Here is a 22,987-nt window from a genome sequence, read left to right as displayed (position 1 = left end):
CTTGCTCGCGATAGCGGTTAACCAGGCAACACAAATCTCCCAGACTTAACGCACTGCTTCGAATAACCCGGTCGCGCCCATCCCGCCCCCCACACACATGGTGACGATGCCGTAACGCAGATTACGCCGTTGCAATTCACGCACAAGATGCCCGACCTGACGCGAACCGGTCATGCCGAACGGATGGCCGATGGAAATCGAACCGCCGTTGACGTTGTACTTGTCGTTATCAATCTCCAACCGAATGCGGCTGTACAGGCATTGCGAGGCGAACGCTTCGTTGAGTTCCCACAGATCAATGTCGGCAACCTGCAAACCCTTGGCCTTGAGCAGCTTCGGTACCGAGAACACCGGGCCGATGCCCATTTCATCCGGCTCGCAACCGGCCACGGTGAAACCACGGAAGAACGCCTTCGGCTTCAACCCCAGTTCCAGTGCTTTTTCCAGGCTCATCACCAGCGTCATCGACGCGCCATCGGACAGCTGCGAAGAATTGCCCGCCGTCACCGAACCGTCTTCGGCAAACACCGGTTTCAATCCCGCCAGGCTTTCCAGAGTGGTGCCCGGGCGATTGCAGTCATCGTGATCGACGATGCCGTCAAGGATCTGCACCTGACCGGTGACCTTGTCTTCAACCCGATACTTCACCGCCATCGGTACGATTTCATCGTCAAACAATCCAGCGGCCTGAGCCTGAGCGGTACGTTGCTGACTTTGCAGCGCGTACAGATCCTGTTCTTCGCGGCGGACGTCGTAACGACGAGCGACGATTTCGGCCGTCTGGCCCATCGGGAAATAGATGCCGGGCACCTGCTCTTTAAGCAGCGGATTGATCAGGTTGTCGGTGTTGATGCTTTTCATGGTCAGGCTGATCGACTCGACGCCACCGGCGACGATGATGTCGCTGCAACCCGAAGCAATCTGGTTGGCGGCGATGGCGATCGCCTGCAAGCCCGACGAGCAAAAACGGTTGAGGGTCATGCCGGCAGTGCCGGTGCCCAGGCGCGACAGCACCGCGATGTTGCGACCGATGTTGAAGCCCTGGCCACCTTCGTTGGAACCGGCACCGACGATGCAATCCTCGACGCTGGCCGGATCGATGCCCGAGCGCGCCAGCAGTGCATTGACGCAATGGGCCGCCATGTCGTCCGGACGGGTCAGGTTGAACTTGCCGCGAAAGGATTTGGCCAGGCCGGTCCGCACGCTGTCGACGATCACCACTTCACGCATGGCATACCTCATTGTTGTTGTCGGTTGGGAGTGGACCGAGCATAAGTCCACTGCATTACCGACCGCGACAATCATTCACCCCGCGTATGCGCAACCATCGTTCACTTCTTGTGCTGTTTCACTTTCCTGTCGTGTTTTTCGGATTTTTCAAAAGCCTCTTCCAGCGCCAGATTGATGGTGCGCAGGACTTTGACCCGCGCCCAGCGCTTGTCATTGGCTTCCACCAGCGTCCAGGGCGATATCTCGGTGCTGGTGCGATCAACCATGTCACCGACCGCTGCGCGGTAGTCGTCCCATTTATCACGATTGCGCCAGTCATCTTCGGTGATCTTGAAACGCTTGAAGGGAATCTCTTCCCGCGCCTGGAAACGCTCCAGTTGCGTCTGCTTGTCGATGGCCAGCCAGAACTTGACCACGATCACCCCGGCCTCGGCGATCAGCTCTTCAAAATCATTGATTTCACTGTAGGCCCGCAACCAGTCCGTCGGCGGGCAGAAGCCTTCGACGCGCTCCACCAGCACCCGCCCGTACCACGAACGATCGAACACCGTGAACTTGCCCTTGGCCGGGATGTGTCGCCAGAACCGCCACAGATAAGGCTGCGCCCGTTCCTCTTCGGTGGGCGCGGCAATCGGCACGATGCTGTACTGGCGTGGATCGAGGGCTGCCGCGACCCGGCGGATCGCCCCGCCCTTGCCAGCCGCATCATTGCCCTCGAACACCGCCACCAAGGCGTGCCGACGCATGCGTTTGTCGCGCATCAGGCCGGAGAATCGCGCCTGCTCGGTAATCAATTGTTCTTCGTAATCGTCCTTGTCCAGGCGCAGGGTCAAATCCAGGCTGTCGAGCAGGTTCAGCTGATCGACATGGATGGGCAACGGCGCGGCATTGACCTTGGAAGGATGGACCTTGGGTCGCTTCAGGGCACTTTGCAGGCCTTCAAGCAGGATCTTGCCCACTGACAGGCTGCGGTAATGAGGGTCCACCCCTTCGATCACATGCCAAGGCGCGTAGTCGCGACTGGTACGGCGCAACACGTGCTCGCCGTACTTCACGAATTTGTCGTAGGTTTTCGATTGTTGCCAATCCAGTGGACTGATGCGCCAGCTGTGCAGCGGGTCATCCGCCAAGGCCTTGAGCCGCGCCTTCATTTGCTTCTTGGAAAGGTGGAACCAGAACTTGAAGATCAGCGCGCCTTCGTCGCAGAGCATTTTTTCAAAGCGCTCGGACTGGTTTATCGCCTGATCCAGCACCGGGTCCTTGAACAAGCCATGAACCCGGCCTTGCAGCATCTGGCTGTACCAGTTGCCGAAGAAAATCCCCATGCGGCCCTTGGCCGGGAGCATCCGCCAGTAGCGCCAGGCCGGTGGCCGAGCCAGCTCTTCGTCGGTCTGCTGATCGAACGTGCGGACCTCGATCAGGCGTGGGTCCATCCATTCGTTGAGCAACTTGACCGTCTCGCCCTTGCCGGCGCCTTCGATGCCATTGATCAGAATGATCACCGGAAAACGGCGTTGCTGGTGAAGTTCGAACTGCGCTTCGAGCAAGGCTTCACGCAGGGCCGGTTCTTCGGCGTCGTAGGTTTCTTTGTCGATGGCGTGACCGATTTCGGCGGATTCGAACATGGATGGCTCCCTTTCCAGATTGAGCAAGACTAACGGAAGTTCAAGGTTTGCGGTGATGCAAAAATGGCCAAAAGATCGCAGCCTGCGGCAGCTCCTACGTGGGATTGGCGTACACCCGTAGGAGCTGCCGCAGGCTGCGATCTTTTGCGGTCACCACCATTTTGAACAAGCACGCCATCCTGAGGCTTGCCATGGATCAAGCACCGCTCCGGCGATCGGCTAGAATGGCCGCCTTGCCGTTGCCGAGCCTGCCATGAAACCTGTATTGCCCCACGCCCAGCTCGACTGGGACGACCAAGGGCTCCCGCGTTCGCGGGTGTTCGATGATGTGTATTTTTCCGATCTGTCGGGGCTGGACGAAACCCGCTACGTATTCCTCGAACAGAACGCGTTGCGTGAACGCTTCGCCGCGTTGCCAGCCGGCGGTCGACTGGTGATTGGCGAGACCGGTTTCGGCACCGGATTGAATTTCCTTTGCGCCTGGCAGCTGTTCGCACAGCACGCGGTGGCCGGGGCGCGGCTGCATTTTGTCAGTGTCGAAAAGTACCCGCTGAGCCTGGCCGATCTGCAGCGTGCCTTGGCCCTGTGGCCGGAGCTCAAACCGTTTGCCGATCAGCTGCTGACGCAATACATCGCAATCCACCAAGGCTTCCAGCGCCTGGTGCTGGACAACGGCCGCGTGACCCTGACCTTGCTGATCGGCGATGCGCTGGAACAATTGCCGCAACTGGACGCGCAGATCGATGCCTGGTTTCTCGACGGTTTCGCCCCGGCGAAAAACCCCGACATGTGGACCGCCGAACTGTTCGCCGAACTGGCGCGTCTGGCGGCGCCCGGATCGACCATCAGCACCTTCACCAGCACCGGTTGGGTGCGCCGTCTGCTGAACGCGGCGGGCTTCAAGATGAAGCGCACGCCTGGCATTGGCCACAAATGGGAAATCCTGCGGGGCGTGTTCCTCGGCTGGCCTGAAGAGGTCCCGCCGCCCGCCGCGGCCAAACCATGGTTCGCGCGCCCGACGCCACTGACCGGCGAACGTCGGGCACTGGTGATCGGCGCCGGCCTGGCCGGTTGCGCCAGCGCCGCCAGCCTGGCTGCGCGGGGTTGGCACGTCAGCCTTCTGGAACGTCACGATGCGCTGGCGCAAGAAGCCTCGGGCAATCCTCAGGGTGTGCTGTACCTCAAGCTTTCGGCTCACGGCACCGCGTTGTCGCAATTGATTGTCAGTGGTTTCGGTCATACCCGACGCTTGCTGGAACATTTGCAACGGGGCGTCGACTGGGACGATTGCGGGGTCTTGCAACTGGCCTTCAACGCCAAGGAAGCGGAGCGTCAGGCGCAATTGGCCACCGCCTTTTCGCCAGATCTGGTGCACTTGCTCGATCAACCGCAAGCCCAGACTCAGGCCGGCATCGCCCTGGCACACGGCGGATTATTCTTCCCGGAAGGTGGCTGGGTTCATCCGCCGGCGTTGTGCCATTGGCAGGCGTCTTCGGCGAACATCCAGTGGCTGCCCCATCGCGATGTACTGGAACTGCGCAAGGTTGATGATCAGTGGCAGGCCTGGGACGGTGATGATTTGCTGGCCAGTGCCCCCGTGGTGATCCTGGCCGGCGCCGCCGAGATCAAGCGTTTTCCACACAGCGCCGAACTGCCCCTCAAACGCATTCGTGGCCAGATCACCCGACTGGCGCAAACCCCCGAAAGCCAGAGTCTGGCCACCGTCGTCTGCGCCGAAGGCTATGTGGCGCCGGCTCGACTGGGCGAACACACCCTCGGCGCCAGCTTCGACTTCAAGAGCGATGACCTGACCCCGACCCTCGCCGAACACCTCGGCAATCTCGCCTTGCTCGAGGAAATCTCCCCCGACCTGGCCACGCGACTGCATGCTCAGGCACTGGACCCGCAGCAGCTTGAAGGACGCGCCGCGTTCCGCTGCACCAGTCCAGACTACCTGCCGATCGTCGGCCCGTTGGCCGAGCAAGCAGCGTTCGCCGACGCCTACGCCGTACTGAGCAAGGACGCCCGGCAAGTACCGGACATTGCCTGCCCCTGGCTTGAGGGTTTTTACGTCAACAGCGGCCACGGTTCTCGCGGCTTGATCACCGCGCCACTGTCGGGTGAATTACTCGCGGCATGGATCGAAAACGAACCTATGCCCCTGCCCAGAACGGTCGCCGAGGCCTGCCATCCCAACCGTTTCGCGGTGCGCCAGTTGATCCGCGGAAAAGTCTGACGGCGCGCCTTATAACTTATCGGTCTAAAACTCCGGGGATTCAGCCGGGTCAGTTTCTGAGTACCCGCCGTTTTTGGCGAGATATCGATTGACCCTCCCCAACGGAAAAACCGGTAAGGAATTTATGTGCGGATTAGCTGGCGAGTTACGCTTTGATTATCAACCTGCGGACCTCGCGGCCGTTGAACGAATCACCCATCACCTGGCCCCTCGCGGCCCTGACGCATGGGGCTTTCATGCCCAAGGGCCGATTGCCCTGGGCCATCGTCGCCTGAAAATCATGGACCTGTCGGACGGCTCGGCGCAGCCGATGGTCGACAACCAATTGGGCTTGTCCCTGGCCTTCAACGGCGCGATCTACAACTTCCCGGAACTGCGCACCGAGCTTGAAAGCCTCGGTTACGCGTTCTATTCCGGTGGTGACACCGAAGTGCTGCTCAAGGGCTACCACGCCTGGGGCGAAGCACTGCTGCCCAAGCTCAACGGCATGTTTGCCTTCGCCATCTGGGAGCGCGATGCCCAACGTCTGTTCATCGCCCGCGACCGTCTCGGCGTGAAGCCGCTGTACCTGTCGCGCACCGGCCAGCGCCTGCGCTTTGCCTCGACGCTGCCGGCGCTGCTCAAGGGCGGCGACATCAACCCGATCCTCGATCCGGTGGCGCTCAATCATTATCTGAATTTCCACGCCGTGGTTCCGGCGCCGCGCACCTTGCTGGCCGGCATTGAAAAACTGCCACCGGCAACCTGGATGCGCATCGAAGCGGACGGCGCCACCGAGCAGAAAACCTGGTGGACCCTGCCCTACGGCCCACACGCCGACGAGATGAATCTGACACTCGAAGACTGGCGCGACCGTGTACTCGACAGCACCCGTGACGCGGTGGCGATCCGTCAACGTGCGGCGGTCGACGTCGGTGTGCTGCTTTCGGGCGGTGTCGATTCGAGCCTGCTGGTCGGTCTATTGCGTGAAGTCGGTGTTGAAAACCTGTCGACCTTCTCTATCGGTTTCCAGGATGCCGGCGGCGAGCGCGGCGACGAGTTCCAGTATTCGGACCTGATCGCCAAGCACTACGGGACCCAGCATCACCAATTGCGCATCGACGAAAAAGAGATCATCGAGCAACTGCCCGCAGCGTTCCGCGCCATGAGCGAGCCGATGGTCAGCCATGACTGCATCGCCTTCTATCTGCTGTCCCGCGAAGTGGCCAAGCATTGCAAAGTGGTGCAGAGCGGCCAGGGTGCCGACGAACTGTTCGCCGGTTATCACTGGTACCCACAAGTTGACGGTGCCGAAGATCCGTACGCCGCCTATCGCAATGCGTTTTTCGACCGCAGCTACGACGACTACGCCGCCACCGTACAGCCGAAATGGCTGACGGCCAATGACGCCGCTGGCGACTTCGTCAAAGAACATTTCGCACAACCCGGCGCCGATGCGGCTGTGGACAAAGCCTTGCGTCTGGACAGCACGATCATGCTGGTGGACGACCCGGTCAAACGCGTCGACAACATGACCATGGCCTGGGGCCTGGAAGCGCGCACACCGTTTCTCGACTATCGCCTGGTGGAATTGTCGGCGCGCGTGCCGGGCAAATTCAAACTGCCCGACGGCGGCAAGCAAGTCTTGAAAGAAGCCGCACGGTTGGTGATTCCGAGTGAAGTGATCGATCGCAAGAAAGGCTACTTCCCGGTGCCGGGCCTGAAGCATTTGCAGGGCGACACGCTGAACTGGGTGCGCGAGCTGCTGCTCGATCCGAGTCAGGATCGCGGCCTGTTCAAGCCTGAGATGCTCGATCGCCTGCTGACCGATCCGCAAGGCCAGTTGACCCCATTGCGCGGCTCCAAGCTGTGGCAATTGGCGGCCCTGAACCTGTGGCTCAGTGAACAAGGAATCTGATCGATGAAACCCCACGCCACGGCCTACAGCCAACGCTTGTTGCGCGGTCAGGCGCCCTCTTACGAACGCTTGCAGGCGCGTCTGGCCGAAGACGGCAGTGAATTGGGCGCCGCACCGATCGCCGTGCATTGCGGCTGGGGCCGGTTGCTGATCGGCCATACCTTCCCGGATGCGGCGAGCCTGGCCCAAGAGCTGCTCAACGAGCAGACCGGTGAACGCGACATCGCCCTGTACGTGGCTGCGCCTCAGCAAGTGCTGGGGTTGGAGCCGGCCCAACTGTTTCTCGACCCGTCCGACACCTTGCGCCTGTGGTTCAGCGACTACCGCCAGTCCACTCGGGTGTTTCGCGGCTTTCGCATCCGCCGGGCCCAGAGCGACGCGGACTGGCAGGCGATCAATCAGCTGTATCAGTTGCGCGGCATGTTGCCGATCGACGCCAACTTGCTGACCCCGCGTCATCAGGGTGGCCCCGTTTATTGGCTGGCCGAAGATGAGGACAGCGGCGCGATCATCGGCAGCGTCATGGGCCTCAACCATCACAAGGCGTTCAACGATCCGGAAAACGGCAGCAGCCTGTGGTGCCTGGCGGTCGATCCGCAATGTTCACGACCGGGTGTTGGTGAAGTGCTGGTGCGGCATTTAATCGAGCACTTCATGAGCCGTGGTCTGAGTTACCTGGACCTGTCAGTGCTGCACGACAACCAGCAGGCGAAAAGTCTTTACGCCAAGCTCGGGTTTCGCAACCTGTCGACCTTCGCGATCAAGCGCAAGAACTGCATCAATCAGCCGTTGTTTCTGGGCCCAGGTCCCGAGGCCGAGTTCAATCCTTATGCACGGATCATCGTCGAGGAAGCTCACCGTCGCGGCATCGATGTACAAGTCGATGACGCCGACGCCGGGATGTTCACCCTCAGCCATGGCGGGCGTCGAGTGCGGTGCCGAGAATCCCTCAGCGACTTGACCAGCGCCATCAGCATGAGCCTGTGCCAGGACAAAAGCCTGACGCACAAAGTGCTCAAGACTGCTGGTTTGAACCTGCCAGCGCAGCAACTGGCCGGCAACGCCGATGACAATCTGGCGTTTCTCGACGAGCACGAACGGGTGGTGGTCAAACCGCTGGATGGCGAACAAGGCCAAGGCGTCGCGGTGGATTTACGGACCATCGAAGAGGTCCAGCAAGCCATCGAGTCCGCCCGCCGGTTTGACAGTCGAGTGCTGCTGGAGAGTTTCCACGAAGGCCTCGATTTGCGGATTGTGGTGATCGGTTTTGAGGTGGTTGCCGCGGCGATTCGTCGTCCGGCCGAAGTGGTGGGCGATGGTCAGCATTCCATCGGTGCGCTGATCGAAGCCCAGAGCCGGCGTCGTCAGGCGGCAACCAGTGGTGAAAGCAAAATCCCGCTGGACCATGAGACCGAGCGCACCTTGCACGCGGCGGGTTATGACTACAGCAGCATTCTGCCGGCGGGCGAGCATCTGTTCGTACGGCGTACGGCGAATCTTCACACCGGCGGGGTTCTTGAGGATGTCACGGCGATCTTGCATCCGACGTTAGTGGATGCGGCGGTGCGGGCGGCGCGGGCGCTGGACATTCCGATGGTCGGGCTCGACCTGATGGTGCCCGCCGCCGATCAACCGGACTATGTATTTATCGAAGCCAATGAACGTGCCGGCCTGGCTAACCATGAACCGCAGCCGACGGCTGAGCGGTTTGTGGATTTGTTGTTTCCGCACAGTCAGCCGGCGGCCTCATAGATGTGCGTCGCCTGAACTGACGCCATCGCGAGCAAGCTCGGCTCCCACATTTGACCGCGTACACCCTGTGGGAGCGAGCTTGCTCGCGATGGCGGCGTAGCAGGCACCATAGATTTTTCCCTCATCGAAACCATCGATGCTGTTTACTCATCAGGAGTTTCCATGACCAGCAAAATTCCGGAACCGGATCTGAACTACCTGCAAAAAGTCCTGCTGGAAATGCTCGCCATTCCCAGCCCGACCGGGTTCACCGACACCATCGTGCGGTATGTCGCCGAGCGGCTTGAAGAGCTGGGTATTCCCTTTGAGATGACCCGCCGAGGCACCATCCGCGCCACCCTCAAGGGCAGGAAAAACAGCCCCGACCGCGCGGTCTCCGCCCACCTCGACACCATCGGCGCGGCGGTTCGCGCGATCAAGGACAACGGCCGTCTGACCCTGGCGCCTGTCGGTTGCTGGTCCAGCCGTTTTGCCGAGGGCAGCCGGGTCAGCCTGTTTACCGACAACGGCGTGATTCGTGGCAGCGTGCTGCCGCTGATGGCTTCCGGGCATGCGTTCAATACCGCCGTGGATGAAATGCCGATCAGTTGGGATCACATCGAATTGCGCCTGGACGCCTATTGCGCCACGCGTGCCGATTGCGACTCACTGGGGATCAGCGTCGGTGATTTTGTCGCCTTCGACCCTTTGCCGGAGTTCACCGAAAGCGGCCACATCAGCGCCCGACATCTCGACGACAAGGCCGGCGTTGCCGCATTGCTGGCGGCGCTGAAAGCGATCGTCGACAGCGGCGAAGAGCTGATGATCGACTGTCATCCGCTGTTCACCATCACCGAGGAAACCGGCAGCGGCGCCGCGGCGGCATTGCCTTGGGACGTCAGCGAATTCGTCGGCATCGACATTGCCCCGGTCGCGCCGGGTCAGCATTCCAGCGAACACGCGGTGAGCGTGGCAATGCAGGATTCCGGCGGACCTTACGACTATCACCTGTCGCGGCATCTGCTGCGCCTGGCCAGTGACAACGAGTTGCCCGTGCGCCGCGACCTGTTCCGCTACTACTTCAGCGATGCCCATTCGGCGGTCACCGCCGGGCATGACATTCGCACCGCCCTGCTCGCCTTCGGCTGCGACGCCACTCACGGCTACGAACGCACCCACATCGACAGCCTCGCTGCGCTCAGCCGCCTGCTCGGCGCCTACATTCTGAGTCCGCCGGTGTTTGCCAGCGATGCTCAGCCTGCGAAAGGATCGCTGGACCGGTTCAGTCATCAGATCGAACATGAGACGCAGATGGAAAGCGATACGCGGGTGCCGTCGGTGGATAGCCTGGTGGGGCAGCGGTCAGATGGCTGACTCTGACTTTTTCGTTGCCTGAGAGATAGCCATCGCGAGCAAGCTCGCTCCCACAGTTAACCGCGTACTTCCATAGGAATGCGGTCGAATGTGGGAGCGAGCTTGCTCGCGATGGCGGTAGATCGGGCAACGCTGAGGTCGAGGCTAGCCGCAACCTCCCATTCGCCGTAGCATCGCGCCATTGTTTAGCCGAGGTGCTTATGCTGATTCCCCACGACCAACTTGAAGTCGACACCCTCACCCGCTTGATCGAGGATTTCGTGACCCGTGACGGTACGGACAACGGCGATGACACGCCGCTGGAAACCCGTGTATTGCGTGTTCGCCAGGCATTGACCAAGGGCCAGGCGCTGATTGTTTTCGACCCGGAAAGCGAGCAATGCCAGTTGATGCTCAAGCACGATGTGCCCAAGCACCTGTTCGACTGAGGCCTCAGCGTCCTTTGTTTTTCGCCAGTTTGACCTGGATGCGGTCGTAGACCTCGGACCGGTGCACGTTGACGTTCTGCGGCGCTTCGACACCGAAGCGCACACTGCCTCCGTTGACGGCAAGAATGCGCACGGAAATGTTGTCACCGATGGAAATCAACTCGCCCACAACGCGACTGAGTACAAGCATGGCATTCATCCTTCAGGGTTATCGGACCCTGAAGATGCCCTGCGCTCAGAGGGGCTTCAATGCGACGGCAGCAAATCAGTCCCGCCCTACAGCGCCGTCCGAACATCTCCTATGGAAACGTCCGACAAACCCATTAAATGAAGGACCGATCCTTCAGGAAGCGGAGAAGCGCGGGCCGAAAAGGATGACGCTGGCCCCGATTACACACAGCGCCACGCCGAGCCAGTCCGAGCCCAGCGGACGAATTCGCTCGACCACCGCCAGCCAGCCGATCGACGCGATGATGTAGATGCCACCGTAAGCGGCATAGGCGCGACCGGCGTAGGTTGCTTCGATGCGGGTCAGCAGCAACGCGAACAAGGTCAGACTGAGCAGAGCCGGCACGACCCACCAGGCGCTTTTGCCTTGGCGCAACCACATCCAGAAGGCAAAGCAGCCGGCGATTTCAAACAGCGCGGCGAGAAAAAACCACAGGTAATTGAGCATGCAAACGTCTCGCGAGGATGGCCGATTGCGGCCACCCTAACGACGGTGTTGCGTACGGGCAAGTTCAGCCTGCGGTTTGTTTGGCCTTGGCGCGCATTTTGTCGGCCATGACGGTCATTTCGTCGTAGAGCAGTTGCGGGTTTTTCTGCTTGAGCGCCCAGGCCATACGGCCCTGTTCGTGAGGCAGGATCATGAATTCGCCGGCGGCGACGTGCTGATAGATGTAGTCGGCAATGTCGGTCGCGCTGATCGGCGAGCTTTCCAGCAACTTGCCGACCTGGGCTTTCATGGCCGGCGTCGGGCCACGGAAGGAGTCCAGCAGGTTGGTCTGGAAGAACGACGGGCACACCACATGCACACCGATTTCCTGCTGCGCCAGTTCGACCAACAGACTTTCGGACAACGCCACCACGCCGGCCTTGGCGACGTTGTAGTTACTCATGGCCGGGCCTTGCATGAGGGCCGCCATCGACGCGATGTTGATGATCTTGCCTTTGCTTTTTTCCAGCAGCGGCAGGAAGGCCTTGCAGCCCTTGACCACGCCCATCAGGTTGATCGCGATCTGCCAGTCCCAGTCTTCCAGGGACAGTTCACTGAAGAACCCGCCCGAGGCAACGCCGGCGTTGTTGACGATGACATCGATGCCACCGAATTTCTCGTCGCAGGCTTGGGCGAAAGCGGTCAGCTGACTGTAATCGCGCACGTCGCAACGCTGGATAAAACCGTCGCCGCCGGCTTCGCGAACCAATTTCAGGGTTTCCTGCAGACCGGGTTCGCTGACATCCGACAAGGCCAGCTGCCAGCCTTCACGCGCCCAGCGCAGCGCGATTTCGCGACCTAAGCCCGAGCCCGCACCAGTGATCATCATGCGATTTTGCATAGCAAACAGCCTTGTTGTTCCGGGGAAGATGCATCGAGTGTAGCGAAGGACAATGCCCGACCCACGCTCCATCAGATTGCTGAATGGCCCGAGCAAACCGTGGCAGCGCCTGAACCAACTAGACTCAATAAAAACGAAATAAGCCTTTCTTCGAAATACATTAAAAAAACTTGGAATTTTCTTTCATGCGCGACAGTCGGATTTTGTAAGCAGCCTGGTTTTTTTAGCATCCCGGCTGACAGTTAAACGCCAGGTAATTCCAGAACACTTCCAACAAGGAAATAGACATGGGCACAATTCTTATCGTAATCCTGATCCTGTTGCTGGTCGGTGGTTTGCCAGTATTCCCGCACTCCAGAAGTTGGGGTTATGGCCCGTCGGGGATCATCGGCGTCGTGTTGGTGGTGCTGTTGATACTGCTATTGCTCGGCAAGATTTAAAGGTTTAACAGGCAAAAAAAAGAGGCCCTTTTCAAGGGCCTCTTTTTTATTGCATCAAGACTTAGTCCGGCTTGCCGTCAACCACACCGGCGGTGTTGTCGATCAGGCTCTTGGTCGCCGTTTGCAGGAACGCTTCGAGCTTGAGTTTCAGCTCAGCGGTACGCGGTGCATCCGGAACGATCTCGGCGTGAGGTGTCGCGCCCAGTTCGTACTGGTACATCTTCGGCGCCATTTCCTTTTCCTTCGGCAGCACCAGAATCTGATCAGCCGTGATGATGGCGGTGGTCTGCTCGCTACCCGACGGCTTGATCACGCCAAAACCGGTGTCGCCTTCAGGCAGATTAAGCAAATCGCGGCCCCAGCACTGATGACGCACTTCGCCACCGATGCGGCCCATGATGGTCGGCACGATGTCGATCTGCGTGCCCACGGTATGGTCTCGCTCGCCGAACTTTTCCTGGATGCCCGGTGCGATCATCAGCATCGGCACGTTGAAGCGGCCCAGGTCCATTTCGGTGATCTGACGCTCGTTGCCAAAACCGTGGTCGCCGACGATCACAAACAGGGTTTCCTTGAAATACGGCTCCTTGCGGGCCTTTTCAAAGAACTGGCCCAGCGCCCAGTCCGAGTAGCGCATGGCGGTCAAATGCTCGTTCAAGCTACCGCGGTCGGTCACGCGCTCAACCGGCAATGGGCTCGGCAAGGCGTAAGGCGTGTGGTTGGACAGGGTTTGCAGCAACGCATAGAACGGCTTGCCGTTTTCCCGCGCCTTGAGCTCTACCAGACCACGGTCGAACATGTCCTGGTCGGACACGCCCCAGGTCGGATCGGAGAACACCGGGTTCACGAAGTCGTTACGACCAATGAAGTTGGTCATGCCCTGGTTGCTGAAGAAACCCGACTGGTTATCCCAGGCGAAGTCGCCGTTGTAGACGTACACGTCGTCATAGTCACGGGCACTGAGCAATTGCGGCAGGCCGGACAACTTGTGGCTGCCTTCCGGCGTCTGCATCAGGTATTCGAAACCTGGCAGGTTCGGGAAGCACGCCATGGTGGCGAACATACCCTGGTGGGTATGGGTGCCGTTGGAGAAGAAGCGGTCGAACATCAGGCCTTCCTTCGACAGTTTGTCGAGGTACGGCGTGATATTGCCCGGAGCACCCAAGGCGCCCACCGAGTGGCCGGCCATGCTTTCCATCAGGATCACGACGACGTTCTTGATCGGCAGGGTCTTGTCGGCCGGCGGCGTGTAATCGCGACGTACGGCTGCGGTTCCGGCATCCACGAGTTTGTCGTCCGCCATCACCAGCATGTCACGCACGACTTTCTGCGCTTCAGGCTGTGGCAGGGTGGCCTTCCAGATGTTGTCGCGATCTTCGGACATCCGGCTCTTGGCTGCGGCGACCAGCGACAAGGTGCCGTTGAGGCCCAACTGGTTGGCGAAGTTCGAGTCGGTGGTGTAGACGTCACCCCAACGCAGTGGCGGGCCCTGACGCAGGGTGCCACGAGCGGCGACCACGCAGACCAGCAGGCAGACGACAAACACCGCGATGCGTGAGTACCACGGGGCGACTTTGCGCGTGCCGATGCTGCCGCCGCTGAAGGGACCACGAGGACGGGTGGCGCGGTCGGCGCCCTTGAACGCCAGGGTCAGGATCAACGTGCCCACGGCCCAGGCCAGCAGGTAGCGAACCACCGGAAAACCGTACCAGAGCATGCTCATCACGGTTTTCGGGTCTTCCTTTACATACTGGAAGACCAGGCCGTTGAGGCGCTGGTGGAACTCACGGTAGAAGTCCATCTCCATCAGGCCGAGGAACAGCGCGATGCTCGAGGCAATGGTCAGCCAGAACCGGAAGAATCCGCGTGCGGCCATCGCCCGGGCGCTGAACAGCGCCAGCAGTAATGGAATGCTGAGGTAGACCACCAGGCGCAGGTCGAAACGCAGACCATTGGCGAACGCTTCGAGAAAGGTCGAGGCCGGGGTGTCGAGGATCATCTCGCGGTTGTAAACCAGCAGCGCAACGCGCAGCAGGCTGAACATGACCATCATGACCAGGGCACACAGCAGCGTGTAGGCCAGATGCGATTTGACGGTCGGTTGCAGCAGGCGACTAGAAGCTCGCTGCTGACTCAGGGCGTCCGGGTTTGCCATGTCGTTTTAGGACCCATTGGAAGTTGAAGTTTCAAAAATACAGCTGCGCCTTGCCCTCTGTTGGCCAGTACTCGGCCCCGGGGCTTGCGCGGTGCGCAAATGTTGCACGATCACTCGCGGCATTGCCATTGATTACTGCCCGCATGTTGGCGCGGGCGAATTGTCTTGGAGGCTTTGTGAAAATTTCGTGCAACGTATATTCGGAAACAAAATAAAGTCCCCCAGCTTCTGATGCCGGTTAGTTCGGGGGCGTATTTGTTTCGGCAGTGCTCTTTGATCGGGGGCATATCCGTTTCTGCGGTAACGGCGGCTGGCGGTTTCGCTCTTACAGCGAGTCACTTGGAAAAGCCCCAAGTAACCAAGGGCTCCTGCCCCGCCATTCGGTGCCTCGCTTAGGCTCGGCATGCCCTCACTCCGGCATTGCTCCGGGGGCCCGCCGCCATCGGCCATCCATGGCCGGGGGCGGCTACCGCGGCATCCTTGCCGCGGTGCCCCCTGCGCAACGCCTGCGTTCGGCCTCTGGGAAAGGGGCAACAGATCAAAATCAAAAGCCACAGCCACAGCCAGATCAAAAGATCGCAGCCTCGTTTCACTCGACAGCTCCTACCGGGGGGGCGGGGGTGTACGCACGCTCCTTACCACTCAACAGGCCGAGCGTTAGCTCGCCTGCAGCATTTGATCTTGATGCACCGCCGCCTCGAGAGGCCGAGTGGAGGTTCTGCGCAGTGGGCAACCCGGCATGGATGCCGGGTTAGCCGCCCCCGGCCATGGATGGCCGATGGCGGCGGGCCCACGGAGCAGGACCGGAGCGAGGGCATGCCGAGCCTAGGCGAGGCACCGAACGAAAGGGGTAAAAGCGCTTTGGTTACTTTCGCGCTTTTCGAAAGTGACTCGCTGTAAAAGCGAAACCGCCAGTCGCCATGACCGAAGAAACGGATATGCCCCCGATCAAATAACCCGCCATACCCAATAGAAAACGCCCCGAACCAGTCAGGGCGTTTTATCAAAAGAGCAATTACTTCTCAGCGCGTTCTTTCAGGGCTTTCAAGGTATTGAACGGCGCATCGACCACAAACTTGTTGGCCACCATCGACGGTATGCTACCGCCCGGCTCAGTGTGCACCTGATAGGTCACTTCGATCTGATCGCCCTTGGGCACGAACTTCCAGAAACCGTCGACCTTGGTAACCCGCACAAAGCCTTTTTCTTCAGGAATATACTTCGGCACACCTTCGAGTTTGCGGGTCAGGCTGCCATCAGCCCCTTCGACAGTGGTCACATGCAGCACCGAATCACGCGCGGTAACCGGCCAAGGAGTATTGAACTGGGTGTAGGTCCAGCTTTGATCGCCTTCGTGCTTGAGCAACTTCTGGGTTTTGCAGTCGTGAATCCAGGCGCAAGCGCCTGGCACGTCTTCCTGCAACGCGCGCAGTTTGGCAATGGTGGTCTTCATCAGGGTGACGCCCTGGTAGGCCTTGTAATCGGAGCCAGCCACTTCACTCAAGGAAACCTTGATGCCGTCTTCGTTCTTGGCAACTTTCCAGTCTTCTGCCTGAGCGGCCGTGGAAGCCAGCAAAACAGTCAAACCACACAACACAGCCATACGATGCAGCGAACCCATAGTCTTATTCCTTATTGTTGAAGATCCGTTCGTTGAACACATCACGCCGCCGTCATTTGCTCCCACCAACCCAGCAATTTGATCGCTTCGTCACCGCTGCTTCCGCAGACTTCGACGTCGGCTTCGAACGCCGAACACACTGCAGGACGTTCCGGTTTGCCGAAAATGCCGCACAGGTTATCGACAGAGAGTTGTACGCAACGTTCTCCAGCGGGCTTGCCATTGGGCATGCCGGGAATCGGTGAACTGATGGAAGGGGCAATGCAACAGGCGCCACAGCCTTCACGGCATTTCATGACGACGAGCTCCTCGACGGGCGATGTGTTAAAGGACGTGGCACAGGGTAACCGCTAAAACGCTTGTTTAAAATTACCTGGACCCGGGTTTTTTCGCTTAAACGAGCGTGACTGACCAGTCTCCGACAAAGCGTCTGGCCAGCAGGTCACGGACGGGAAGAAATTATCGTTTGAACTCAAATTCCAGGGCTGCGCCTTCAACTTCACGGCGCTCTTCGTTGCGCAGTTGCAACTGCATTTCGTTGCTGATCAGCCTTCCGTTGAGCTGAAACGGACCAGCCTTGTCACCAAACATTTGCGGCAATACCGCATCGTGCCGTGGCAACGCTACCGTACCGAGCGGTTTTAACTCCTCGGCCATGTCTTGGGGCAGGCTCAAATCCAGGTCGGCCGACGGAAGCTTGGTTTTCACGATCTCACTGGCGGCTTTGGACTTGGAGGCAATCGGCGGTCGCTTTTTCACCTTGGCCGCTTTCTTTTTGACCGGCGCGGCTTTCTTGGCGGGTGCCGGTTTTTTCGAAGTGGCGCTGGCTGCCGGTTTTTCTTGAACGGAAGCCGCCAATACGCCTTCGGCCTGGAAGGTCATCAGCAGGCAGATCGATAGCCAGACAGCGGGAAAAATCGGCTTCATGGACCCAACGGTACAAACGGCAGGAGCCATATGCTCGCCTGTTGCACGCGACATGACAAGCTCGGGCAGGAATAACCTGCCCGCCCCCTCAAAAGCCGCCGACCATCTCCTGACAGAGCTGGGTGGCGAGCATGCCCAGGGTCATCAATGCACGTTCGGCTTCACGGTTCCAGGGTGTGCCGCAGTTCAACCGAATGCAGTGATTGAACTGCTCGGTGTTACTGAAAATCAGCCCCGGCGCGATGCTGATGCCCTGCTGCAACGCACGAACGTGCAGCTCCTGCGTGTTGACCCGCCCCGGCAGGCTGACCCACAGAATGAAGCCGCCGGTCGGCCGGGTCATCTGCGTGCCTTCCGGGAAGTATTGCTGCACCGCCAGCTGGAAAGCGCTGAGGTTCTTGCGGTACTCCTGACGGATGTAGCGCAAATGCCGGTCGTAACCACCGTTCTCCAGATAGGCCGCGATGCCCATTTGCGTGACGCTGCAGGCCGAATGGGTGCTGAAGGTCTGCAGACGCTGGATTTCCTGCTGGTACTTGCCGGCAATCATCCAGCCGATCCGCACGCCCGGCGACAGGGTTTTGGAGAAGCTTGAGCAATAGATCACCCGATCCAGCCGATCGTAGGCTTTGAGTGATTTGGTACGACCCTGCTCGAACATCAGTTCGCCGTAGATATCGTCTTCGACAATCTGGATATCGAAATCCGAGGCCAGGCGCAGCAGTTGCTTTTGCCGCTCTTCGGGCATGGTGCCGCCCAATGGATTGCTCAGACGAGTGGTCAGCACCAACGCCTTGATCGACCACTGGTTGGCCGCCAGCTGCAAAGCTTCGAGGCTCATACCGGTGGCCGGATCGCTCGGGATCTCGATGACCTTGAGGCCCAGCAGGTCAGCCAGTTGCAGCAAACCGTAGTAGGTCGGCGACTCGGCGGCGATCAGGTCGCCCGGGCGGGTCAGCACTCGCAGGGACATCTGCAACGCATCGACGCAGCCGTGGGTAATGACCACTTCCGACGGATCGACCACCACGCCGGCATCGCGCATGCGGATCGCCACTTGTCGGCGCAACGGTTCGAAACCCGGGCTGAACATGTAGCTGAACGCCCGCGGGCTATGGAAACGGGTGACTTTGGCCAGTTGCTGATGCAGCGCCCGCACCGGCAGATAATCAACGCTCGGTACGGCTGCACCCAAGGGAAACACACCTTCGCGGCGGGATTCGACCAGGACTTGTTGGATGATGCTGCTGCGAGTGACCAGACCTGGTCGCTCGACCCGGGCGATGTCCGGTGTCGGCGCAGTCAGGGCCGGGGTCTGGTGCACGTAGTAACCGGACTGCGGCCGGGCGCGGATCAGCCCCTGATCCTCGAGGTTGGCGTAAGCCTGCAACACCGTCGCATGGCTGACGTTGAGCTGCGAGCTCATCTTGCGCACCGAAGGCACGCGCTCCCCCGGTTGATAGACGCCACGGCGGATGTCTTCAGCCAGTTGTTGAGCAATACGTTGGTAGAGCAAGAGATTGGTCATGACGCAGCACTCGATTTCACGGGCATTTTATTCTTGTGTGAAACAATACCGGAACAGTTTAGAAGTGTACTGGGACAGTTGCCACAATAGTCGACCGTACAGTGCAGTGTCAGCAAAAACTGTACTGTTTTGTGAGTTGATTAGCAGGCGTAAAAAAACCCGGCGCTGACAGGCAGGCCGGGTTGTAGGAGCTGTCGAGTGAAACGAGGCTGCGATCTTTCCTGGCCTACTTGAGTATGAGCAAGATCAAAAGATCGCAGGCTCCGCCAGCTCCTACCGGGCAGCGCCGAGCTGGCCTTTTTTGTCAGAGAACACAATTTCTACCCGACGGTTCTGTGCACGCCCCCGTTCGGAGGCGTTCACGTCGACCGGATATTCATCACCGTAGCCTTCGACCTGAATACGTTTATCGTCGATGCCCAAATCCATCAGCACGTCCGCCACCGATTGCGCACGGTCACGGGACAGCTTGAAGTTTTCCTGCTTGCCGCCGGTACTGTCGGCGTAGCCTTCGATGCGCACCACGCGCTTGGGGTTGAGCTGCAGGAACTGCACGATCTTCAACACCACGCGGTTCGCCGAGTTTTTCAACTCCGCTTCGCCCGTGTCGAACAGCACGTCGCCCAAGGTCATCACCAGGCCACGGTCGGTCTGGGTGGTCGCCAACGCGACAATCTGTTCTTCGAGCCACTTGCCCTGCTGCTGCACGCTGAGCAGTTTGGATTCGCGCAGGGCCAGCTGCAGGCGCTGACGCTCCAGTTCGAGCTTCGCCGCACGTTCTTCGTTGAGTACCTGATTGGTGTGTTCGCGCGCGATTTCGCTATAGCGCTCACTCAGGTAAGCGTAATGCAGCACGTCCGATCCACTGCCCCAATAGCTGGACAGACGATCGGCGCGGGCCAGCGACTCACCGGCGCGAATCACGTCCTTGGGCGCAATTCGCAGCACGTTGGAGTCTTCCTTGACCTTCTGGAAGTCAGTACTGGCCTGCTGCAACGCGGCCTCGCTGTGCTGACCGGCACAACCATAGAGGCTGGCGCAGCCTGCCAGGATCAAACCGCCCAGGGCTTTGGTCTTGAGGCTCATTGGGCATCTCCCAGTTGCTTGCGCAGGCGAGTGATGCGGGTATTAAGCACGTTCAACTGCTCCTCGCTCTTGAGGGTCAGAACCCGGGCTTCGGCCAGACGCGCGTCCAGCTCGGCCTGCTCGGCCCGCATGCGCGCGTTCTTGAAGGATTGGTCGTTAATGCTGCCCTTGGCGCGGTTGAACTTGTCTTCGGCCAGTTTCATTTCCGGCACGTCGGCGGCGGTGGCGCCCACGGCCTTGGCCTGTTCGAGTGCCTGTTCGGTCAGGCGCATTTGTTCATTCGGCGCCGGATCGGCTGCACAACCCGCCAGAGCCAGAACGGCCAGGGCAGCGAAAAGAGGTCGAATACTCACTAAAAATCCCTACTGTTTTGGGGTACTGACGGGTTGTTGCGGCGATTGCTGCGGTTGTTGCTGTTGCGCTTTCCAGCGCTCGATATTGCGTTGCAGCACGGCTTCCGTCAGTCCGGACGCGGGCAATTCTGTCATCTTTTTGGCCAGCTGTCCGCGCAACCACGGATCGTTGCAGGCGGAGTTGTGGGAAACCGCGAGGAACAGGCCGGGTTTGTCGATCGGTTGAGGACGGGCGATCAGGTCGTTGGCCAGGTTAAGTGTCTGCGCGGCCGCCATGCCCGAGTAGCGTCCGGCAAGGACAAATTCCACCTCGCCCAGCAGCAATTTCTGAAAGGCCTGGGTCAAGTTAGGTGTACGTACGAGGGTCAATTGCTGCTCGGCGAACACGCCAAATACCGGGGTCATACGAGACTTTTCCGACAACGCGCCGGGATGACCGTGAAGGTCCTGCGCTTCGTTGTAGACCAGTGTCGAGTCTTTGCGGGTCCAGACCAGGTAATCGTTTTCCAGTAACGGAGGATGAATGTAATCCAGAGTGTCCAGTTCGCTGACCGTCAATGACGCATCCGCCAGCATGTCCATTCGCCCACTGCGCACTTCGTCCAGGGCCTGAGAGCGTTTGCCGGCGTAAAGCAGTTCGACCTTGATCCCCAACTCCCCCGCCACTTGCTGCAACAGGTCAGCACTGGCGCCGATCAGGTGCTTGGGGTTTTTCGGGTCTTGCCACAGGTACGGTGGCGCGTCCGGGCTGCCGGTGACCACCAGGCGTTCGCACTTGCCCGCGGCGACGGACAGCGTCGGCAACACCGTCAGACCCAGCAGCAATGACCAGCCACACATGCGGCGCAAATCCATGGCAACACTCTCCACTCAAACCCGGTTACATCGACTGTAGGAGCTGTCGAGTGAAACGAGGCTGCGATCTTTCCGAGTTCACTTGAGTATCAAGAGCAAGATCAAAAGATCGCAGCCTCGTTTCACTCGACAGCTCCTACACAGCTCCTACAGAAGAACAAAAAAAAAGCCCGACCAAAAGGTCGGGCTCTTTATAAGTCAGGCCGCTGGATTAGACCAGCTTCTCGAACTCAGGGATTGCTTCGAACAGGTCTGCCACCAGGCCGTAATCGGCCACCTGGAAGATCGGCGCTTCTTCGTCCTTGTTGATCGCGACGATCACTTTGGAGTCTTTCATGCCGGCCAGGTGCTGGATCGCGCCGGAGATACCGACCGCGATGTACAGCTGTGGAGCAACGATCTTGCCGGTCTGACCGACCTGCATGTCGTTGGGTACAAAACCTGCGTCAACCGCGGCGCGGGAAGCACCGACAGCAGCGCCCAGCTTGTCAGCCAGGGCGTACAGGTGTTTGAAGTTGTCGCCGTTCTGCATGCCGCGGCCGCCGGAAACGACGATCTTGGCAGCGGTCAGTTCCGGACGATCGGACTTGGCCAGTTCTTCGCCGACGAAGCTGGAAATACCAGCATCGTGAGCAGCTGCAACGGCTTCAACAGCCGCCGAACCACCTTCAGCCGCCACCGGGTCGAAACCGGTAGCACGCACGGTGATCACTTTGACCGCAGCGTTCGATTGAACGGTGGCGATGGCGTTACCGGCGTAGATCGGGCGCTTGAAAGTGTCAGCGCTTTCGACCGAGATGATCTCGGAGATCTGGTCAACGTCCAGCTGAGCGGCAACGCGCGGCAGGATGTTTTTGCCGTTGGAAGTCGCGGCAGCCAGGATGTGGCTGTAGCCCTTGCCCAACTCGGCCACCAGAGGAGCAACGTTTTCCGGCAGTTGGTGAGTGTAGGCGGCGTTGTCGGCCACCAGCACTTTAGCCACACCAGCGATTTTCGCAGCGGCTTCAGCCACGGCGCCAGCGCCTTGACCGGCAACCAGTACGTGGATGTCACCACCGATTTTAACGGCGGCAGCCACGGTGTTCAGCGTGGCCGGGGCCAGCACTTTGTTGTCGTGTTCAGCAATAACCAAGATAGTCATTTAGATTACCTTCGCTTCGTTTTTCAGTTTCTCGACCAGTTCAGCCACCGACTTGACCTTGATACCCGCGCTGCGTGCAGCTGGCGCTTCGACTTTCACGGTCTTGTTGGTGGAGGCGGTGGAAACGCCCAAAGCGTCCGGAGTCAGCACTTCGAGAGGCTTCTTCTTGGCTTTCATGATGTTTGGCAGGGACGCGTAGCGCGGCTCGTTCAAACGCAGGTCGGTGGTGACGATGGCCGGCAGTTTCAGGGAAACTGTCTGCGCGCCGCCGTCGACTTCGCGAGTCACGGCAACGCTGTCGCCGCTGATTTCGACTTTGGACGCGAACGTGCCCTGACCGTAGCCGCTCAATGCCGCGAGCATCTGGCCAGTCTGGTTGTTGTCGCTGTCGATGGCTTGTTTGCCAAGGATCACCAGCTGAGGCTGTTCCTTGTCGACAACAGCCTTGAGCAGCTTGGCAACGGCCAGCGAAGTCAGGTCTTCAGCGGATTCGACGAGGATGGCGCGGTCGGCACCCAGAGCCAGCGCGGTGCGCAGTTGCTCTTGAGCGGTGGACGGGCCGATGGAGACGACGACGATTTCAGTCGCAACACCTTTCTCTTTCAGGCGTACGGCTTCTTCCACTGCGATTTCGCAGAACGGGTTCATCGACATCTTGACGTTGGCGAGGTCGACGCCGGAATTGTCCGCCTTGACGCGAACCTTGACGTTGTAATCCACAACGCGTTTGACAGCTACAAGAACCTTCATGGATTCCTCGTTACTCTCCGGTGAAAAGAAAGTCGCCTAGGCGAACCTGGCGGT

21 protein-coding genes are annotated in these 22,987 nt (G+C 59.7%); 6 read left to right on the top strand and 15 right to left on the bottom strand.

Annotated elements, in window-relative coordinates; genetic code table 11:
• Positions 1-45: 45 nt before the first annotated feature.
• The gene (locus tag ACA079_RS07755; protein ID WP_497703096.1) at positions 46-1,230 is read right to left on the bottom strand and encodes a thiolase family protein; all 1,185 of its coding nucleotides are present in this window, start codon (positions 1,228-1,230) and stop codon (positions 46-48) included.
• A gap of 101 nt (positions 1,231-1,331) precedes the next feature.
• Positions 1,332-2,855: a polyphosphate:AMP phosphotransferase gene (gene pap, locus ACA079_RS07750; protein WP_497703095.1), complete on the bottom strand. Its 1,524-nt coding sequence runs from the start codon at positions 2,853-2,855 to the stop codon at positions 1,332-1,334.
• Between the two features lie 253 nt (positions 2,856-3,108).
• On the opposite strand from pap, the gene mnmC reads away from it, so the two are divergent.
• From mnmC to ACA079_RS07725, 5 genes are all read left to right on the top strand, one after another.
• Complete coding sequence (mnmC, locus tag ACA079_RS07745; RefSeq protein ID WP_497703094.1) at positions 3,109-5,091, top strand: bifunctional tRNA (5-methylaminomethyl-2-thiouridine)(34)-methyltransferase MnmC2/FAD-dependent 5-carboxymethylaminomethyl-2-thiouridine(34) oxidoreductase MnmC1; 1,983 nt, start codon at positions 3,109-3,111, stop codon at positions 5,089-5,091.
• A 124-nt stretch (positions 5,092-5,215) separates the two neighbouring features.
• On the top strand, positions 5,216-6,988 hold the full coding sequence (locus ACA079_RS07740) for an N-acetylglutaminylglutamine amidotransferase (protein WP_497703093.1): 1,773 nt from the start codon (positions 5,216-5,218) through the stop codon (positions 6,986-6,988).
• Between the two features lie 3 nt (positions 6,989-6,991).
• Positions 6,992-8,740, top strand: a complete 1,749-nt coding sequence (ngg, locus tag ACA079_RS07735) for an N-acetylglutaminylglutamine synthetase (RefSeq protein ID WP_497703092.1) — start codon at positions 6,992-6,994, stop codon at positions 8,738-8,740.
• 162 nt (positions 8,741-8,902) lie between these two features.
• Entirely contained in the window at positions 8,903-10,093 is a 1,191-nt protein-coding gene (locus ACA079_RS07730; protein WP_497703091.1) for an osmoprotectant NAGGN system M42 family peptidase, read from the top strand.
• A gap of 200 nt (positions 10,094-10,293) precedes the next feature.
• Positions 10,294-10,521 carry a YheU family protein gene (locus tag ACA079_RS07725; RefSeq protein ID WP_003199186.1) on the top strand — a complete coding sequence of 76 codons (228 nt, stop codon included), beginning with the start codon at positions 10,294-10,296 and terminating at the stop codon, positions 10,519-10,521.
• 4 nt (positions 10,522-10,525) lie between these two features.
• On the opposite strand, the gene csrA is transcribed toward ACA079_RS07725, so the two are convergent.
• From csrA to ACA079_RS07710, 3 genes are all read right to left on the bottom strand, one after another.
• Positions 10,526-10,711: a carbon storage regulator CsrA gene (csrA, locus tag ACA079_RS07720; protein WP_008151243.1), complete on the bottom strand. Its 186-nt coding sequence runs from the start codon at positions 10,709-10,711 to the stop codon at positions 10,526-10,528.
• 153 nt (positions 10,712-10,864) lie between these two features.
• Entirely contained in the window at positions 10,865-11,197 is a 333-nt protein-coding gene (locus ACA079_RS07715; protein WP_074878904.1) for a YnfA family protein, read from the bottom strand.
• 64 nt (positions 11,198-11,261) lie between these two features.
• The gene (locus tag ACA079_RS07710) at positions 11,262-12,077 is read right to left on the bottom strand and encodes an SDR family oxidoreductase (RefSeq protein WP_497703090.1); all 816 of its coding nucleotides are present in this window, start codon (positions 12,075-12,077) and stop codon (positions 11,262-11,264) included.
• Between the two features lie 281 nt (positions 12,078-12,358).
• Here ACA079_RS07710 and ACA079_RS07705 point away from each other — a divergent pair, with 281 nt between their 5' ends.
• Positions 12,359-12,517 carry a DUF3309 family protein gene (locus ACA079_RS07705; protein WP_169858239.1) on the top strand — a complete coding sequence of 53 codons (159 nt, stop codon included), beginning with the start codon at positions 12,359-12,361 and terminating at the stop codon, positions 12,515-12,517.
• 61 nt (positions 12,518-12,578) lie between these two features.
• Here ACA079_RS07705 and ACA079_RS07700 read toward each other — a convergent pair whose 3' ends face one another.
• The 10 genes from ACA079_RS07700 to ACA079_RS07655 form a co-directional block, all read right to left on the bottom strand.
• The gene (locus ACA079_RS07700) at positions 12,579-14,672 is read right to left on the bottom strand and encodes an LTA synthase family protein (protein ID WP_497703089.1); all 2,094 of its coding nucleotides are present in this window, start codon (positions 14,670-14,672) and stop codon (positions 12,579-12,581) included.
• Between the two features lie 1,015 nt (positions 14,673-15,687).
• Complete coding sequence (locus tag ACA079_RS07695; protein WP_497703088.1) at positions 15,688-16,293, bottom strand: START domain-containing protein; 606 nt, start codon at positions 16,291-16,293, stop codon at positions 15,688-15,690.
• 41 nt (positions 16,294-16,334) lie between these two features.
• The gene (locus ACA079_RS07690) at positions 16,335-16,589 is read right to left on the bottom strand and encodes a YkgJ family cysteine cluster protein (RefSeq protein ID WP_497703087.1); all 255 of its coding nucleotides are present in this window, start codon (positions 16,587-16,589) and stop codon (positions 16,335-16,337) included.
• Positions 16,590-16,752: 163 nt separating this feature from the next.
• A complete protein-coding gene (locus ACA079_RS07685) occupies positions 16,753-17,220 on the bottom strand; it encodes a translation initiation factor 2 (RefSeq protein ID WP_497703086.1) in 468 nt (155 codons plus the stop codon).
• Positions 17,221-17,308: 88 nt separating this feature from the next.
• Positions 17,309-18,748, bottom strand: a complete 1,440-nt coding sequence (locus ACA079_RS07680) for an aminotransferase-like domain-containing protein (protein ID WP_008146981.1) — start codon at positions 18,746-18,748, stop codon at positions 17,309-17,311.
• Between the two features lie 273 nt (positions 18,749-19,021).
• Positions 19,022-19,834, bottom strand: a complete 813-nt coding sequence (locus ACA079_RS07675; protein WP_497703085.1) for an OmpA family protein — start codon at positions 19,832-19,834, stop codon at positions 19,022-19,024.
• On the bottom strand, positions 19,831-20,187 hold the full coding sequence (locus ACA079_RS07670) for a DUF4398 domain-containing protein (RefSeq protein ID WP_497703084.1): 357 nt from the start codon (positions 20,185-20,187) through the stop codon (positions 19,831-19,833). Before ACA079_RS07670 ends, ACA079_RS07675 begins: the two co-directional genes overlap by 4 nt.
• A 9-nt stretch (positions 20,188-20,196) precedes the next feature.
• Positions 20,197-21,042, bottom strand: a complete 846-nt coding sequence (locus ACA079_RS07665) for a substrate-binding periplasmic protein (RefSeq protein ID WP_497703083.1) — start codon at positions 21,040-21,042, stop codon at positions 20,197-20,199.
• A gap of 211 nt (positions 21,043-21,253) precedes the next feature.
• A complete protein-coding gene (locus ACA079_RS07660) occupies positions 21,254-22,183 on the bottom strand; it encodes an electron transfer flavoprotein subunit alpha/FixB family protein (protein ID WP_123364825.1) in 930 nt (309 codons plus the stop codon).
• Entirely contained in the window at positions 22,184-22,933 is a 750-nt protein-coding gene (locus ACA079_RS07655; RefSeq protein WP_024164570.1) for an electron transfer flavoprotein subunit beta/FixA family protein, read from the bottom strand.
• Positions 22,934-22,987: the final 54 nt, after the last annotated feature.

This window comes from Pseudomonas sp. LBUM1645, assembly GCF_059716185.1.
Note: the sequence above shows the minus strand (reverse complement) of the source record. Positions and strands in the feature narration are given on the sequence as shown.

Coding starts and splice junctions, on each gene's coding strand:
- pap (WP_497703095.1), bottom strand. CDS start 2,855: ATGTTCGAATCCGCCGAAATCGGTCACGCCATCGACAAAGAAACCTAC.
- ACA079_RS07695 (WP_497703088.1), bottom strand. CDS start 16,293: ATGGGTTCGCTGCATCGTATGGCTGTGTTGTGTGGTTTGACTGTTTTG.
- ACA079_RS07740 (WP_497703093.1), top strand. CDS start 5,216: ATGTGCGGATTAGCTGGCGAGTTACGCTTTGATTATCAACCTGCGGAC.
- ACA079_RS07690 (WP_497703087.1), bottom strand. CDS start 16,589: ATGAAATGCCGTGAAGGCTGTGGCGCCTGTTGCATTGCCCCTTCCATC.
- ACA079_RS07725 (WP_003199186.1), top strand. CDS start 10,294: ATGCTGATTCCCCACGACCAACTTGAAGTCGACACCCTCACCCGCTTG.
- ACA079_RS07675 (WP_497703085.1), bottom strand. CDS start 19,834: ATGAGCCTCAAGACCAAAGCCCTGGGCGGTTTGATCCTGGCAGGCTGC.
- mnmC (WP_497703094.1), top strand. CDS start 3,109: ATGAAACCTGTATTGCCCCACGCCCAGCTCGACTGGGACGACCAAGGG.
- ACA079_RS07665 (WP_497703083.1), bottom strand. CDS start 21,042: ATGGATTTGCGCCGCATGTGTGGCTGGTCATTGCTGCTGGGTCTGACG.
- csrA (WP_008151243.1), bottom strand. CDS start 10,711: ATGCTTGTACTCAGTCGCGTTGTGGGCGAGTTGATTTCCATCGGTGAC.
- ACA079_RS07660 (WP_123364825.1), bottom strand. CDS start 22,183: ATGACTATCTTGGTTATTGCTGAACACGACAACAAAGTGCTGGCCCCG.
- ACA079_RS07680 (WP_008146981.1), bottom strand. CDS start 18,748: ATGACCAATCTCTTGCTCTACCAACGTATTGCTCAACAACTGGCTGAA.
- ACA079_RS07685 (WP_497703086.1), bottom strand. CDS start 17,220: ATGAAGCCGATTTTTCCCGCTGTCTGGCTATCGATCTGCCTGCTGATG.
- ACA079_RS07700 (WP_497703089.1), bottom strand. CDS start 14,672: ATGGCAAACCCGGACGCCCTGAGTCAGCAGCGAGCTTCTAGTCGCCTG.
- ngg (WP_497703092.1), top strand. CDS start 6,992: ATGAAACCCCACGCCACGGCCTACAGCCAACGCTTGTTGCGCGGTCAG.
- ACA079_RS07715 (WP_074878904.1), bottom strand. CDS start 11,197: ATGCTCAATTACCTGTGGTTTTTTCTCGCCGCGCTGTTTGAAATCGCC.
- ACA079_RS07755 (WP_497703096.1), bottom strand. CDS start 1,230: ATGCGTGAAGTGGTGATCGTCGACAGCGTGCGGACCGGCCTGGCCAAA.
- ACA079_RS07710 (WP_497703090.1), bottom strand. CDS start 12,077: ATGCAAAATCGCATGATGATCACTGGTGCGGGCTCGGGCTTAGGTCGC.
- ACA079_RS07655 (WP_024164570.1), bottom strand. CDS start 22,933: ATGAAGGTTCTTGTAGCTGTCAAACGCGTTGTGGATTACAACGTCAAG.
- ACA079_RS07730 (WP_497703091.1), top strand. CDS start 8,903: ATGACCAGCAAAATTCCGGAACCGGATCTGAACTACCTGCAAAAAGTC.